The sequence below is a fragment of the Christiangramia lutea genome (assembly GCF_022489035.1).
In the GTDB taxonomy this organism is placed as follows: Bacteria; Bacteroidota; Bacteroidia; order Flavobacteriales; family Flavobacteriaceae; genus Christiangramia; species Christiangramia lutea.
The window spans coordinates 1-15665 of sequence record NZ_JAKVTV010000005.1 but is presented as its reverse complement, the minus strand read 5'-3'; the positions used below and the strand labels follow the sequence as shown (position 1 = coordinate 15665).

General features: G+C 37.7%; 13 protein-coding genes and 1 rRNA gene. 11 read left to right on the top strand and 3 right to left on the bottom strand.

All coding sequences use genetic code 11. The features are described 5' to 3' along the window. Positions 1-31: 31 nt before the first annotated feature. From ML462_RS13405 to ML462_RS13375, 7 genes are all read left to right on the top strand, one after another. On the top strand, positions 32-1435 hold the full coding sequence (locus tag ML462_RS13405) for a trypsin-like peptidase domain-containing protein (protein ID WP_240714341.1): 1404 nt from the start codon (positions 32-34) through the stop codon (positions 1433-1435). Positions 1436-1558: 123 nt separating this feature from the next. Beyond that, entirely contained in the window at positions 1559-3007 is a 1449-nt protein-coding gene (locus ML462_RS13400) for a glyceraldehyde-3-phosphate dehydrogenase (RefSeq protein WP_240714340.1), read from the top strand. Between the two features lie 199 nt (positions 3008-3206). Beyond that, a complete protein-coding gene (locus ML462_RS13395) occupies positions 3207-3800 on the top strand; it encodes a hypothetical protein (RefSeq protein ID WP_240714339.1) in 594 nt (197 codons plus the stop codon). A 42-nt stretch (positions 3801-3842) separates the two neighbouring features. After that, complete coding sequence (gene trmD / locus ML462_RS13390) at positions 3843-4523, top strand: tRNA (guanosine(37)-N1)-methyltransferase TrmD (protein WP_240714338.1); 681 nt, start codon at positions 3843-3845, stop codon at positions 4521-4523. Between the two features lie 118 nt (positions 4524-4641). Continuing rightward, a complete protein-coding gene (rplS, locus tag ML462_RS13385; protein ID WP_240714337.1) occupies positions 4642-4995 on the top strand; it encodes a 50S ribosomal protein L19 in 354 nt (117 codons plus the stop codon). A gap of 235 nt (positions 4996-5230) precedes the next feature. Next, positions 5231-6628, top strand: a complete 1398-nt coding sequence (locus ML462_RS13380) for a S8 family peptidase (RefSeq protein WP_240714336.1) — start codon at positions 5231-5233, stop codon at positions 6626-6628. Between the two features lie 570 nt (positions 6629-7198). Next, the gene (locus ML462_RS13375; protein WP_240714335.1) at positions 7199-9430 is read left to right on the top strand and encodes an NADP-dependent isocitrate dehydrogenase; all 2232 of its coding nucleotides are present in this window, start codon (positions 7199-7201) and stop codon (positions 9428-9430) included. Positions 9431-9473: 43 nt separating this feature from the next. Here ML462_RS13375 and ML462_RS13370 read toward each other — a convergent pair whose 3' ends face one another. Continuing rightward, positions 9474-10091, bottom strand: a complete 618-nt coding sequence (locus ML462_RS13370; RefSeq protein WP_240714334.1) for a DEAD/DEAH box helicase — start codon at positions 10089-10091, stop codon at positions 9474-9476. 188 nt (positions 10092-10279) lie between these two features. On the opposite strand from ML462_RS13370, the gene ML462_RS13365 reads away from it, so the two are divergent. Genes ML462_RS13365 through ML462_RS13350 form a run of 4 tightly spaced genes read left to right on the top strand, consistent with a single transcriptional unit; the run spans position 10280 to position 14955 of the window. Next, the gene (locus ML462_RS13365; RefSeq protein ID WP_240714333.1) at positions 10280-11500 is read left to right on the top strand and encodes a multidrug effflux MFS transporter; all 1221 of its coding nucleotides are present in this window, start codon (positions 10280-10282) and stop codon (positions 11498-11500) included. A gap of 47 nt (positions 11501-11547) precedes the next feature. Beyond that, positions 11548-13920 carry a TonB-dependent receptor gene (locus ML462_RS13360; RefSeq protein WP_240714332.1) on the top strand — a complete coding sequence of 791 codons (2373 nt, stop codon included), beginning with the start codon at positions 11548-11550 and terminating at the stop codon, positions 13918-13920. Continuing rightward, positions 13921-14730, top strand: a complete 810-nt coding sequence (locus ML462_RS13355) for a DUF4249 domain-containing protein (protein ID WP_240714331.1) — start codon at positions 13921-13923, stop codon at positions 14728-14730. Beyond that, positions 14731-14955, top strand: coding sequence for a DUF6095 family protein (locus ML462_RS13350; protein WP_240714330.1), 225 nt, complete (start codon positions 14731-14733; stop codon positions 14953-14955). Positions 14956-14975: 20 nt separating this feature from the next. On the opposite strand, the gene ML462_RS13345 is transcribed toward ML462_RS13350, so the two are convergent. Both ML462_RS13345 and rrf read right to left on the bottom strand, forming a co-directional pair. Continuing rightward, positions 14976-15425 (bottom strand): hypothetical protein, encoded by a 450-nt coding sequence (locus tag ML462_RS13345; protein ID WP_240714329.1) that lies wholly within the window; start codon positions 15423-15425, stop codon positions 14976-14978. 116 nt (positions 15426-15541) lie between these two features. Further along, positions 15542-15652: ribosomal RNA gene (gene rrf, locus ML462_RS13340) — 5S ribosomal RNA — on the bottom strand. Positions 15653-15665 lie beyond the last annotated feature (13 nt).

Below are 15665 nucleotides of genomic sequence, written 5' to 3'. Positions count from 1 at the left end.
GAAAAGGTTTAATTAATTAAAACATCCGAAAATGAAAAAAATAGCAACTTTACTATTTGTTTCTTTCTTAGGGGGCGTTATTACTCTAGGGAGTTACAAACTATTTTTCGATCAAGGAACCCAGCATTTTCTGCCACAGGAAAATTCATCGTCCAGTTCCTTCATTCCTACTACCAATTCCACACGAGCATATGGTACCAATGCCGATTTTACGGAAGCGGCGGAGAAAACAGTTCATGCTGTAGTCCACGTAAAAAATGTGGCAGTATTCAAAAGAGGGCCAAGAAGTATATGGGAATACTACCCCTATAATAATGAGGGCGGCCGTGCCTTGCAGGGCGCAGGTTCTGGGGTGATCATTACCCCAGATGGTTATATTGTCACTAACAACCATGTTATAGATGGGGCTAGTGAAATTGAAGTTACCCTTAATAATAACAAAACCTATAAGGCAGAAGTAATTGGAAGCGACCCGATATCTGACATCGCACTAATTAAAGTAGACCCGGATGAGAACCTTCAATATATTCCGTTTGGAGATTCAGATAATACTCAGTTGGGAGAATGGGTACTTGCTGTCGGAAATCCGTTCAATTTGAAATCTACCGTTACGGCGGGAATTATAAGTGCCAAGGCAAGGGATCTAAACATGAGAGACAATTCTCCACAATCTTTCATTCAAACCGATGCTGCCATAAATCCAGGAAACAGCGGAGGTGCTCTTGTAAATATTAATGGTGAATTAATTGGAATTAATACCGCTATCAGCTCACCTAGCGGAAGTTATATAGGATATGCTTTTGCTGTTCCTTCAAACAATGCCCGGAAGATCGTGGAGGATATTATGGAATTTGGAGATGTACAGCAAGGAATTCTAGGCATAAGAGGGAGAAGTATAAATGATGAAGTAATCAGAGAATTTGACCTAAGTACATCACAAGGAGTAATGGTTGCTGATGTAACTCCCGGAAGCGGTGCCGCAAAATCAGGAATTCAGCAGATGGATATCATCAAAAAGATCGATGATATCGATATCAATAAATTCTCAGACCTTACCGGGTATATTAATTCAAAAAGACCCGGAGATGAAGTCCTTGTAAAATTAATGCGAGATGGCCGGGAAAGAGAAGTAAATGTAAAACTCTCCAAATTAGATACCTATCAGGTAGCAGCACTGGGTCTTGAAGTTGCCAATGCCACTCCGGAAGAACTAGAGGCCTATAATGCTCCATATGGTGTAAAAATCAGTAGAATGCTGGTTGATAATCTGCCTTCTGCCGATCTGGTTGGCGGGATTATTTCAGAGATAAATGGTGAGGAAGTGACATCTGTTAGAGATGTTGAAGAGATCATGCAAAGCAGGACGAGATCTAACCCAATCGTTATAGTATTTTACACCCGTGATGGTGAAAAACAACGTATGATCTGGAAATAAAATAGAAAAAGCAGGGAAAACAGAACCCTTCCACAACGGAAGGGTTTTTTATTGCAAAAAAGGTTTTACGAAAACGTTTGAAATATATACTTTTGGCGAAAATTTATAACAAGACAACTTAACATGGACTTTAATAAAGTTTACGAAAAAGAACTTTCTTTCCAGGCAGACCGACGTAAGGCTACCGTAGAATTCATAAACATTGTAAGTGACCTTTGGTATGAAAAATCTATCGAGCTTGTACTATTCAGAAATCAGTTAATCAACAGAAATGTTAGTGACATTCTGGACCTTCATGAATACGCCGGTGAATTTGTAGGGAAACCAATTTCTATTTTCGATTCGGCTGAGATCGCCAAAGCCATTCAAGATCTGAATTTGCCTCCGGCGAAACTTGATATTGGAAAGCTAACTTATGAATATCATTTAGACGGACAGCCGCACAGCAACGCTCTGGCTTTTGTTTCCAGCAAACTAAAAGATGCAAAGGAAACTGAAACGGTCACTCCAAAGGATGTTGTACTCTATGGTTTTGGCAGAATTGGAAGGCTAGTTGCTCGTGAACTTATGACCAGAACCGGCAAAGGGAACCAGCTTAGACTAAGAGCCATTGTAACCAGAGGAAAAGTAGATAAAAGTGTTCTGGAAAAAAGAGCTTCTCTTTTAAAAAGTGACTCCGTTCATGGACCATTTAGTGGAACGGTAAATATAGATGAGGAAAATTCCACTTTGATCATAAACGGTACTACCGTTCATATGATCTCCGCAAATCAGCCTGAGGATATCGACTACACCAATTATGGAATCAATAATGCCTTAGTGATCGATAACACAGGTGCTTTCAGAGATAAAGATGCATTAAGCAGACATCTCGCTTCAAAAGGCGCGGCCAAAGTCTTACTCACCGCACCAGGAAAGGGCGTTCCTAACATAGTTCATGGCGTAAACCAAAAGGAATATAATCCAGACGAGATCGATATTTTTTCAGCTGCATCTTGCACCACCAATGCAATCACTCCAGTTCTTAAAGCAATACAAGACTCATTAGGTGTTGTTCACGGGCATCTTGAAACTATACATGCATACACCAACGACCAGAACCTGGTAGACAATATGCATAACAAATATCGTAGAGGACGCGCCGCAGGGTTGAATATGGTAATTACTGAAACCGGAGCAGGAAAAGCAGTTTCAAAGGCTTTACCTGTTTTTGAAGGCAAACTTACTTCCAACGCCATTAGGGTTCCTGTTCCAAACGGTTCACTTGCAATTTTGAACCTGGAAATTGAAAAAGACACCAGCGTTGAAGGTGTAAACTCAATTTTGAAAAAATATGCATTGGAGGGTGAACTTGTTGAACAGATACAGTATTCTGTAGACAATGAACTGGTTTCTTCAGATATTATTGGTTCTTCTGCACCTGCGATCTATGACAGCAATGCCACGATCGTATCTGCCGACGGGAAAAATTTGATACTATATATATGGTATGATAATGAATATGGATACAGCCATCAGGTAATAAGGCTGGCTAAATATATCGCCAAGGTAAGACGATATACTTATTACTAGATAATTAGGAGAAAATAATAAAAAATGACCCCGCCTTTTGCGGGGTTTTTTTATTTTTGCAGCACTTTAAAACATTAAAAAAACCTGATTCGAAACTGAGTAAAATCTGCAATTAGCGAATTCATCCCGAAAACCTGAAATATACTAACCCAAGCCTTCGCTATTTGTTTTTATGAACCAAAAAAATTAATCCCCAAAAATGAGTAACAAATTTTACATCGTAGCAGCTTTTGTTATGGCTAGTGTATTTCAGATGAATGCCCAAAATGACAGTATTGCATCAACCACGCCTATCCAAGATGAGTTTTCAGCATTAATTCAGGAGTCTAATAACTACCAGGGTTATAAGGTTGTAGATTATGATAAGCTAATAGAATTGAGGAATAGTACCAGGAATTATATTTCAGATCTTAAGGAGGAGATCATTCAGCATAAGAATACCCTCGATCAGCAAAATGATGAGATAGAAAAACTGAAAAGTGATTTAAAAACTACCCAGGATGATCTGAAGAGAGTTTCTGAAGAAAAAGATGCGCTAATGTTCCTTGGAATGCCTTTCAGCAAAGGTGGTTACAAGGGAATGATGTGGGGAATCGTTGGCGCACTTATCGTGATTCTACTTATTTTGTTTTTTAGATTCAAAAGCTCTAACGCCGCCACCAAAGATGCTCAGCAAAAGTTAAGCGAAACCGAAAAAGAATTTGATGCTTACCGCACTAAAGCACTTGAAAAGGAACAGCGCTTAGGAAGAATGTTACAGGATGAAAAAAACAAGGCTAGCGGGAACCTGTAGAAATCATTGATTTTCTCTAGCCTAAATTCTCAACTTTTACGAATGCGTATTGATATAATCACCGTAGTGCCAGATATTCTGAAAAGCCCTTTTGAAGCTTCCATTCTTCAACGAGCTATTAAGAAGGGACTGGTTGAAATTCATTTACACAATCTGAGAGATTATACCACAGATAATTATAAAACGGTAGATGACTACCAGTTTGGAGGTGGTGCAGGAATGGTTATGATGATTGAACCTATAGACAAGTGCATTTCCAAATTAAAATCTGAGAGGGAATACCAGGAAGTTATCTATATGACCCCTGATGGAGAGAGGCTTCAGCAAAAAATGGCAAACCGCCTGTCTTTATTTGAGAATATTATCATTCTATGTGGTCATTATAAAGGTGTAGATCAAAGAGTAAGAGATCAATTCATAACTAAAGAGATCTCTATTGGAGATTATGTACTTTCCGGTGGAGAACTGGGAGCTGCAGTCCTTTGCGATTCAATCATAAGACTAATTCCGGGAGTACTAGGTAATGAAACCTCTGCCCTAACCGATTCTTTTCAGGATAATTTACTAGCTCCACCTGTTTACACCAGGCCAGCAGAATATAAGGGATGGGAAGTACCTGCTGTGTTGACTTCAGGAAATTTCCCGAAGATCGAAGCCTGGAGAGAAAATGAAGCTTACGAAAGAACCAAAAGATTAAGACCAGATCTGCTGGAAGAAGAGTAATTTTTTCAGGAACAGGCTTGTACAATAATATAAATTGATTAATTTTGCACTCATTCTAAAATAACCTCTGGCGATAACCGTGAATGTTGTTTTGGATTTTACTTTAAACTAAGAAAAAATGGAATCGTTAGTAAAATACGTTCAGGACGAATTCGTAACTAAAAAAGACCTGCCAGAATTTTCAGCAGGTGACACTATCACTGTTTATTACGAAATAAAAGAGGGACAGAAGACCAGAACCCAGTTCTTTAGAGGTGTTGTGATCCAGAAAAGAGGAACAGGTTCATCTCAAACCTTCACTATTAGAAAAATGAGTGGTACTGTTGGTGTGGAAAGAATTTTCCCAATCAACCTTCCTGCTATCCAGAAGATCGAAATCAATAAGAAAGGTAGCGTGAGGAGAGCTAGAATCTTTTACTTTAGAGGTCTTACCGGTAAGAAAGCTCGTATTAAAGAAGCGATTAGAAAATAATAATTCTTTATTTAGAATCTATTTAAAAGCCCCGAAATATCGGGGCTTTTTTTATGGCTCATTTTTAACATAAATTAAATCCTCAAATTTTTTACTCCTCCTTTTAACAATTGTTTTAACTCTATCCTAAGGAATTATGGCACAGATGCTATAAATTCAATATTTTAACATTTAACGTATTGTTAACTTCTATAAATAGGTCTATTTTCACCCTCCTTAAAAACAACAAACATTTATGAAAAAAACAATTACAAGTGTATGGAAGCTGTGGGCAGCAGTTTTCATATTGGGAGTATTTTTAACCTCCTGCGAAAAAGATGAAAATCCTGTACAAAACAATGAACAGGCATCTGCCGATTTAAAAGAACCTTCTTTTAAGAACTACCTGGTGATCAGCGACCAAAACTCAGGCTCAACCAAAGCTGCTGAAAATTATCTAAAAAGTGTAAAAGGAGTAAAAATTATCAATAGCATTCCTGAATTAGGTTTAACCGTTATAAATACGGAAGACCTAAGCTTACTTAATAAAGCTCAGGATAAAAACCTAACCATTGTTCCAGATTATGAAATAAAATGGATTCCTACGGCGGAAGCAACAGAACAAAACTTGGGAGCAGGAGAATATTTTTATGAGGTTGGATATTTATGGGGAATAGATGCTGTAAATGCTCCGGAAGCATGGGAAATGGGATACACTGGAAAAGGGGCGAGCGTGTATGTTCTTGACTCAGGTATAGATCCAGATCATTTTGACCTTGCTCCTAACGTAAATACTGAATTATCTGTTTCTTTTATCGAAGGAGAAAGTTGGATTGTGGGACCTGAAGTTGGATTTAACCATGGTACTCACGTTGCAGGAACCATTGCGGCAGCCGATACTAATTACGGTTTAATTGGTGTGGCTCCAGAAGCTGAGCTTGTAGCTGTAAAAGTATTAAGCGAAGTATCTGGTAGCGGTCCTTTTAGCGCTATTAACAGTGGACTTTATTATGCCGGTTCAAACGGAGCAGATGTTGTGAATATGAGTTTAGGTGCGACCTTTCAGAAAAACGGTAAGCTTACCGATGCCGATGGAAATGAGTACAAAATTCCTGCTAAATTTGTTCAAGAGATAATTAAAGCGCAACAAAGAGCTGTAGATTATGCGGTGAGCATGGGAACAACAGTAATTGCTTCGGCCGGTAACGATTATTATAATTTCGACGGATTTGAATCTTATATAAAGTTACCAGGCAGCCTGAATAATGTGATCACAGTTTCAGCTACTGCACCTCAGGCCTATTTCCCAGGAGATTATGATGGTTCTTTTGATATTCCTTCAAGCTACACCAATTATGGTAGATCATTAATAGATGTTGCAGCTCCAGGGGGAGATTTCGACGGTCCTACTTACGGAGCAGATGGAATTCTTAGCGCCGGAAATAACAATTCATTTTACTGGAGTTCTGGTACTAGCATGGCTGCTCCTCATGTAGCAGGAGTTGCTGCTCTTATCATTGCTAAAAATGGTGAAATGAACCCTAAGGATGTACAGCGTCAAATTGAAAACACTTCCGATAAGGTTGACGGTATGGGTAAAAGCCTTTACCTGGGACAGGGACGTGTTAACGCTTTACGCGCAGTTACAGAATAACTAGTTTAAAAATTTTTTATAAAGGAAGCCCTCGAAATTCGGGGGCTTTTTTTGATCATTAAAACACCTCAAATTGAGCATTTTAAAATGTTAAATCACTTCTCTTAAAACTGGATTATTCTTATCTTTAATTATGAAATTATCGGCTTTTAAAATGACAAAAGAATTTTTAACTAAGGCGATTTTCCCGTAAAGCAAGGTCTTTACGATTGTTTTACCTTCTATATAACATTTATACATTTTGTATCGTCAAAATTAGTTTGAAAGGTAAAATATCAATTGATTCAGTTTTACTTCCTTTAAAATTGAATCAATTTTGAAACAGTATTAACCATAAAGCTAAAATAGCTTGATATCATCAGAGTGATAAGTTGCTGTTTCAAATGAAGCCATTTCATTTTATCATTTAAGATGAAATGGCTTTTTTATTGCATTATTTATGATTTCTTAACAGGTCAACTCCTCTTTAAATCTAGGAAAAAAGGCCTAAATACTGTATATTGCGCGTAGATTACACCCTGGTATATTCCGGGGTTTTCTTTGAATATATTGCAACCAAAAACATAAAAAATGTCACAGAAAGAAAAAATTATCTATACCAAAACAGATGAGGCTCCTATGCTGGCCACTTATTCGTTCCTGCCCATAATCGAAGCTTTTACCAAAGCTGCAGGCGTAAGTCTAGAAACCCGTGATATTTCTTTAGCCGGTAGAATCTTATCTCAATTCCCTGATTTTCTATCTGAAGATCAGAAAGTATCTGATGACCTTGCAGAACTTGGTGAACTGGCAAAAAAACCAGAAGCTAATATCATCAAATTACCGAATATTAGTGCTTCAATCCCCCAGTTGAAGAATGCGATCGCCGAACTTCAGCAAAAAGGGTTTGCAATTCCAGATTATCCAGATGAACCTTCCAACGATAAAGAGAAAGAAATCAAAGCTCGTTATGACAAGGTAAAAGGAAGTGCCGTAAATCCTGTTTTAAGGGAAGGAAACTCAGATAGACGTGCACCAAAAGCGGTTAAGAATTTCGCAAAAAAGAATCCTCACACTATGGGAGAATGGAGCTCAGACTCTAAAACTCACGTGGCTACAATGGGAGAAGGAGATTTTAGGTCTAATGAGAAATCCACCACTCTTGATAAGGAAGACACATTGAAAATTGAATTCACTTTAGATTCCGGAGATAAGAAAACTCTAAAGGACAGCCTTAAAGTTCTTAAGGGAGAGGTGATAGATGCTTCTGTGATGAGCAAAAAAGCGCTTCTGGAATTTCTTCGTAAGGAAGTGAAAGATGCAAAGGAAAAGAATGTACTTTTCTCTTTACATATGAAAGCAACGATGATGAAGGTTTCAGATCCTATCATCTTTGGTCATGCTGTAGAGGTTTTCTTTGAAGATGTTTTTGAAAAATACGGAAAGGAACTTGAGGAAGCTGGCGCAGATCCTAACAGTGGACTTGGGGATGTTCTAAAAGCGATAGAAAACCTTCCTGAAGAGAAGAAAAACGAAATAAAAGCTGCGATAGAAAAAGATCTTGAAGAAGGCCCGGATATCGCCATGGTTAATTCTCATGAAGGAATTACCAATTTGCATGTTCCTAGTGATATTATTATTGATGCTTCCATGCCAGCTATGATAAGAACCTCAGGGCAAATGTGGAATAAAAATGACAAAACCCAGGATACTAAAGCCGTAATCCCAGACAGTAGTTATGCCGGACTTTACCAGGCAACTATAGATTTTTGCAAAAAGCACGGTGCTTTTGATCCTACTACTATGGGAACTGTTCCTAACGTAGGACTTATGGCACAAAAGGCTGAAGAATATGGGTCTCATGATAAAACTTTCGAAATTTCTGGAAACGGAACTGTAAAAGTGATCAACTCTGATGGGGATACACTTCTGGAGCATAAGGTTGAAAAAGGAGATATCTGGAGAATGTGCCAGGTAAAAGATGCTCCAATTCAAGACTGGATCAAACTTGCGATCACAAGGGCCAAAGCTACAGGGATGCCGGCAGTATTCTGGCTGGATGAAACCAGAGCTCATGATGCAGAATTAATTAAAAAGGTGAATAAATATCTACCAGATTACGATACTGATGGATTAGAGATCAAGATCATGGCGCCTACTGAGGCTACAAAATTCACTCTTGAAAGAGTAAAAGCCGGTAAAGACACCATCTCTGTAACTGGAAATGTACTCAGAGATTACCTTACTGACCTTTTTCCGATCCTGGAATTAGGAACCAGTGCAAAAATGCTCTCTATTGTTCCTTTAATGAACGGTGGAGGATTATTTGAAACTGGTGCCGGTGGATCTGCTCCTAAGCACGTTCAGCAGTTTCTTAAGGAAGGACACCTAAGATGGGATTCACTTGGAGAATTCCTTGCACTTGCAGTTTCTCTGGAACATCTAGGAAATAAATACAACAATTCCAAGGCCCTAACCCTTTCTGAAGCTTTAGATGAAGCTACCGAAAGATTCCTTAACGAAGGTAGATCTCCGTCGAGAAAAGTTAATGAACTGGATAACCGAGGAAGTCATTTTTACCTTGCTTTATACTGGGCTGAAGCTCTTGCGAAGCAAAAGAGCAATACAGACCTGAATATTTATTTCGGAAAAGTTGCGAAAATGATGGAAGATAATCAGGAAAAAATACTTCAGGATCTTCTGGATGCTCAGGGATCTCCTGTAGATATTGGTGGTTATTACGAGCCAGATGAAGAGCTAACGAAAAAAGCAATGCGTCCAAGTGAGAATTTGAATGAGATCTTAGCTACGGACGCTAATTAAGATTTATAACTTAGAAAAAAAGCCTCGTCAAAACGGGGCTTTTTTATTTTTTGAAATTAATTATTTGTGCTCGCTCCATAAAAGATTCCTGTAGCTTCTCTAATTTTGGAGACATTTCTTCAGCGAACACCAGATACTGACATTTTTTTATACTTAGCGGAATTCTGATAATCTCATTAAAGTGATTACCCCGGTTTATAAAATCTGCATCTTCAATAATAAATAGCTGTAACTGCCCGAGGTGTATCCCGGTCATCGAAAATAATTTACCTAATCTTCTTGGAGTCGCGATCACTATATCCATTCCATAGTAGATCTCATATTTTTGATCTTCGATGTTTTGCTCCTCATAAGCGCAATAAATCCTTAGATCCATTTCTTCAGTGAATGTCTTAAACTTTTGCTCTAATTCAAGTGCAGCTTCTTTATCCTTTACATAAATCAAGGCCCTGGGAGAGTCCTCAAAAGCCTGAGCGTTTAATTTTTGGATCACCGAAATGATCATCGCTGTAGTTTTACCACTATCCCCGGGCGCAATTAAATAAAGGTCTTTTCCGCTTTTAATTCTTGGCAAAGCCTTCTTCTGAAACGAATTTGAATTCTCAAGATCCAGGTCAGCCAAAGCTTCTTTTAGCAGCGGATTTAATTTTTTAAAAGACATATTGAATAATATAAGCGTTAAGCCATTACATCCATCTCATTCCAAGATCGACCAATTAGACAGTTACAAAGGTCGTACTTTATTATCTAGTGAGGTGTGCCGGAATTAACTAAATCGAAATAGTTTAATCTTTCGTTAAACAGGCTTATAAATTAGAAGATATTTGAGGGTTTGCAGAAATTTGCAAAATGCATCAGATTTCGGGAAAAAGAAATAAGAAACAGGAAAATATCATTTTACTTGTTTTAGGAACCCTTATTGCCCTGGGGCCTTTTTCTATAGACGCTTATCTCCCTGGTTTTGAAAGCATAGCTAATGATTTTGACACCTCCATCAGTCAGATAGGTTTAACCCTTACCAGTTATTTTATTGGTATTTCGCTAGGACAGCTTGCTTATGGTCCTATCATGGATAAATTCGGAAGGAAAAAACCTTTACTTATAGGCCTGGTCATTTATCTTATTTCAGCTATCAGTTGTATGATCTCTCCTAACCTGGAATGGCTTATCGTATCCCGTTTCTTTTTAGCACTTGGGGCTGCCGGAGGTATGGTAGCAGCAAAAGCTATTGTAAGAGATATATTCCCAGTTCATGAAGTTGCCGGAGCAATATCCGTTTTAATGCTGATCATGGGAGGAGCTCCTATTATTGCTCCTACAGTGGGAAGCTTTATAATAGACTCCTTTGGATGGGAAGTCATTTTCCTTTTTCTGGCAATTTTCTGTTCAATTATGATTTTCAGTGTTTATAAATTTCTCCCGGAAAGCATTGTACCCGATAATCTGGTGGAATTAAAACCTAAACAGGTAGCCATAAAATATTACGGAATTCTAACTCATCCTAAGTTCTGGAGCTTTGCTTTTGCTGGAAGTTTCACCATTGGAGCGATGTTCGCTTATATTTCAGATGCTCCAAAATTATTCATGGGTAATTTTGAACTTTCTCAGAAGGAATTCGGTTTGCTTTTTGGCCTTAATGCCGGGGGGCTAATCCTGGGAAGCCAGATAAACCGTTTATTCCTTCGAAAATTCAGTACCCTCCAGATCACCCTTTTCAACAGTGTGGTTTTAGTGATACTTTCTGGCATATTCTTGATAATTGCCATTATGGACCTTGGTTTTTTACCTACAGTAGTCACCTTATTCTTTGTACTGTTTCTTTTAGGCTTTCAAAACCCCAATACGACAGCTCTTTCGCTGGAGCCATTTGAAAAAAAGGCCGGACGAGCTTCAGCTCTTATAGGAAGTTTAAAAATGATCCTTGGAGCCTTCACTTCTTTCCTTATTAGCCTTTTCCATATTTCAAGTTCTGTTCCACTGGCAATTATACTATTCAGCTGTCTTTTAGTTAGTTTTATTCTTCTGTACAGGTTTAACCATAAAACAAAAGTTAATATAAGGTTAGGTTAGACTTAAACTTTTTTATTATCCCCGGAAATGATATTTTTGGTTAAAACTTGAATTTGCGATACTTAGTTTCCCTGATACTTTTTTTAACAAGTAGTCAGATCTTCAGCCAGGAAACATTCACTTTGAACGGTGTGGTCACCGATGTCTCCAGTAATGAAACGCTAATTGGGGTTAACCTCATAGTTCCTTCGGCCAGCACCGGGGTAGTAACGAACGATTACGGATACTATTCCATTAAATTGCCTCAGGGAGAATACGAAATTGAAATTTCATACCTGGGCTACAAGAGTGTAAGGCAAACCATCGTGCTCAACTCAGATAAACAATTGGATTTTCAGCTCCAGGAATCTTCTGAAAGTCTTGATGAAATTTTAATTACAAGCGACGTTGAAGGTTTGAACATCAGAAAACCTGAAATGAGCGTAAATAAATTATCTATTAATACCATTCAAAAACTACCCGTGGTATTTGGTGAAGTAGATGTGGTAAAATCTTTATTGCTACTTCCTGGTGTTTCAAATGCTGGAGAAGGCTCTTCCGGTTTCAATGTACGTGGTGGGGCGGTAGACCAGAACCTGATCCTTTTGGATGAAGCTACCATTTATAATTCTTCGCATTTATTCGGTTTTTTCTCAGTTTTTAATCCAGATGCGATCAAAGACCTAAAATTGTATAAAGGGGGTATACCTTCCAAATATGGTGGTAGAGTATCGTCGGTTCTGGATATTTACCAAAGAGATGGCAACAGCAAGGAATTTAAAATGCAGGGAGGGATTGGTGCTATTTCAAGCCGGTTACTGGCTGAAGGCCCAATTGTAAAAGATAAGGGCTCCTTCCTGGTAGCAGGAAGAAGTTCCTATGCTCACTTGTTTCTGAAATTAACCGATAATGAAAATTCCGCCTACTTCTATGATCTGAATACAAAACTCACCTATAACATTGATCAGCGAAACAAACTATTGGTATCAGGTTATTTCGGAAGAGATGTTTTTAATATTAGTCAGAATTTTGAGAACACTTATGGTAATGCGGTAGTCAATCTTCGATGGAACCATATTTTCTCTGATAATATCTTCACCAACCTATCAGTAATATACAGTGATTATTATTACGGTTTAAATCTGAATTTTGTTGGCTTTAACTGGGATAGTGGAATTAGCAACCTGAATGTGAAATATGACTTCAACCATTATATCAATGACGACCTTCAGTTAAAATATGGGGTCCAGAACACCTATTATAAATTCAATCCTGGAGAGATCGAACCTATTGATGACGAGTCTGGAATTAATTATTTCAAGTTAATAGATAAATATGCCTTTGAAAATGCTTTTTATATTTCTGCAGAACATAAATTCAGTGATAAATTTTCGGCTGAATACGGTGTTCGTTTAAGCAATTTCTTCAGATTAGGGCAGGATGAAGTGAATATCTATGAGAACAACAATCCTGTAGAATATGACGCAGAAAGAGATATCTACCGGGAAGCCGAAATTCTGGATACTGAAGAGGTTTCCAGAGGAGAGATCATGAAATCATATAATAATTTTGAACCACGACTGGCACTTGCCTATACGTTAAATGAAAAACAATCTATTAAGGCCAGTTATAATAGGATGGCGCAGTACCTTCATTTAATTTCGAATACCAGCTCCCCTACCCCCCTGGATGTTTGGGCTCCAAGTGGATCTTATATAAAACCTCAAATCCTGGATCAATATGCCCTTGGTTATTTCAGAAATTTTAATGAGAATGATTATTCACTGGAAATTGAAGGTTTTTTTAAGCAGATCGACAATAGGTTGGATTATATAGATGGGGCCAACCTAATTGCAAATAATGCCATTGAAAGAGTGGTTTTAAGCGGAGAAGCTCGCGCATACGGCCTGGAATTACTTCTAAGGAAAAATAAGGGTAAGCTCACTGGTTGGATGGGATATACGCTTTCAAGGTCAGAGCAACGCACCCCAGGACGAACCGAACTGGAACCCGGAATAAATAATGGCAACTGGTATAGAACCAATTATGATAAAACTCATGACCTGAGCATTACTGGGAGTTATGAAATAAATACTAAATGGCAGCTCAATGCGAATTTCATTTTTCAAACTGGATTAGCTACTACATTTCCTAACGCCCAATATGAATATGAAGGTATAACTATACCAGTTTACGGAGAAAGAAATGGAGATAGGTTGCCTTCCTATCACCGACTGGATATTTCTGCGACTCTAAATCCCGGAGCCGGAAAAAATAAAAAATTTGAATCTTCCTGGAATTTCGGCATCTATAATTTATATAACCGGCAAAACGCTTATTCCATTAGTTTTAGGGAAAATGCTGACACTGGAATGAATGAAGCGGTTAGATTATCTTTATTTGGTATAATTCCTTCAGTTACTTATAATTTCAAGTTTTAAATGAAAAAAGTCTTTCCATACATATCAATTATTCTTGTATTTGTTTTCATATCCTGCGAAGAGGTTATCCAGGTAGATCTCGAAGAAAGTGAACCCAGATTGGTAATCGAAGCCTCAATAATCTGGTATAAGGATACCAATGGAACAGAACAGGTAATTAAAATAACCGAAACAACACCGTTCTACCAGGAAGATCCAGCATTCGTGGAAAATGCCACTGTAAAAGTATTTTCTGAAGATGGAGAAATATTTGAGTTTGCATATAATAGAAATGGCGAATACCGTAACTCAGATTTTAATCCGGATATTGGACTGGAGTATGAATTAGAGGTTAACCACGAAGAAGAGATTTACACCGCAATGGAAACTATGGTCCCTGTTACTTCCATAGATTTTGTTGAACAAAGTGAATCCGGCGGTTTCAGCGGTGAAGACATTGAAATTAAAGCTTATTATACAGATCCTGTTGATGAAGAAAATTATTATTTATTCAAATTTTTTAACGAGGATACCAGTCTCGAATTTTATGAAGATGAATTCACCAATGGTAACCAGATTTTCGGTTATTATTCTGACGAGGACATTGAAGTGAATGATATAATTGAGATCGAAATGCAGGGTATTTCTAAGGAGTATTATGAATATCTGTTTATTTTGAGGTCACAGGTAGGATCTAATGAAGGAGGACCTTTTGAAACAATGCCTGCAACAGTTAAAGGGAATATTATCAATGAATCGAATCCTGAAAATTATCCTTTCGGATATTTTAGATTATCAGAAGCAGATGCTACCACTTATACAGTTGAATAAATGAAACATACCAATAAAGAAGTTCTATTTAAAGGCTTAAAATTTCTGGCAGGTGCTTTACCATTAGCTTTGATAGGTCCATCTATACTTTATAATGCTTTTAATAACCAGGGACACCCGTGGTATATTCCTGTTTTAATCATAGGTATTCTAGCAACGATAGGCTCTATATTTCTCATGTTTAAAGGAATCATGACGATAATGCAAGCTGTTTTCGATAAATAAGATCTATAATGAGACCTAGATTACTTAATTGAAATCTGTTCATAAAAAAGGCCCGGCCCATCGCATGCCTGCCAGCTACTTATTAATGTTATAGCCTGATCATCCAGATATAAATATTCTTTTTTATCATTACTACAATTATCTACAAGATCACTCTCTTCAGAATAGTTCAGAAGATAAGCAACACCATCAGCATTAGATTGAATTTCAAAGAAACCTACAGCAGACCTTTCATTTGAGTCTGATATCCTGATTTTAGTAAAAGATTTATCCCTGTAAAAAATATAGTATTCCTGGTAAGGTAAATCATCTCCAGTACGTTCAGAATACTGTATACTACCGGTCATTTTATACAAACTCCATTTTTGGGGAAATGTATTAACTGAAAGATCTTGTGCCTCCAATTCATTAGATTTTTTTGAGCAGGATAAAATGACAAAGCTAAGTAGGAAGAGAAATTTTAATTTCATAAGACAAATAATTAGGTTAGTTATCTATCAGATGAAAAATAATGAGAAAGGTTGCGTAATTATTTCGAATTACACATAAAAAAACCCTTTATCTTTTGGATAAAGGGTTTTCGAGAAGAAGGCGGCGACATACTCTCCCACAATGATAGCAGTACCATCTGCGCTAACGGGCTTAACTACTCTGTTCGGGATGGGAAGAGGTGAGCCCCGTTGCTATAGCCACCTTAAAAGGTAAGTTAT

Bases quoted from the DNA above. Each gene is read 5' to 3' on its own strand.
- ML462_RS13405 (WP_240714341.1), top strand. From the start codon at position 32: ATGAAAAAAATAGCAACTTTACTATTTGTTTCTTTCTTAGGGGGCGTT.
- ML462_RS13400 (WP_240714340.1), top strand. From the start codon at position 1,559: ATGGACTTTAATAAAGTTTACGAAAAAGAACTTTCTTTCCAGGCAGAC.
- ML462_RS13395 (WP_240714339.1), top strand. From the start codon at position 3,207: ATGAGTAACAAATTTTACATCGTAGCAGCTTTTGTTATGGCTAGTGTA.
- trmD (WP_240714338.1), top strand. From the start codon at position 3,843: ATGCGTATTGATATAATCACCGTAGTGCCAGATATTCTGAAAAGCCCT.
- rplS (WP_240714337.1), top strand. From the start codon at position 4,642: ATGGAATCGTTAGTAAAATACGTTCAGGACGAATTCGTAACTAAAAAA.
- ML462_RS13380 (WP_240714336.1), top strand. From the start codon at position 5,231: ATGAAAAAAACAATTACAAGTGTATGGAAGCTGTGGGCAGCAGTTTTC.
- ML462_RS13375 (WP_240714335.1), top strand. From the start codon at position 7,199: ATGTCACAGAAAGAAAAAATTATCTATACCAAAACAGATGAGGCTCCT.
- ML462_RS13370 (WP_240714334.1), bottom strand. From the start codon at position 10,091: ATGTCTTTTAAAAAATTAAATCCGCTGCTAAAAGAAGCTTTGGCTGAC.
- ML462_RS13365 (WP_240714333.1), top strand. From the start codon at position 10,280: ATGCATCAGATTTCGGGAAAAAGAAATAAGAAACAGGAAAATATCATT.
- ML462_RS13355 (WP_240714331.1), top strand. From the start codon at position 13,921: ATGAAAAAAGTCTTTCCATACATATCAATTATTCTTGTATTTGTTTTC.
- ML462_RS13350 (WP_240714330.1), top strand. From the start codon at position 14,731: ATGAAACATACCAATAAAGAAGTTCTATTTAAAGGCTTAAAATTTCTG.
- ML462_RS13345 (WP_240714329.1), bottom strand. From the start codon at position 15,425: ATGAAATTAAAATTTCTCTTCCTACTTAGCTTTGTCATTTTATCCTGC.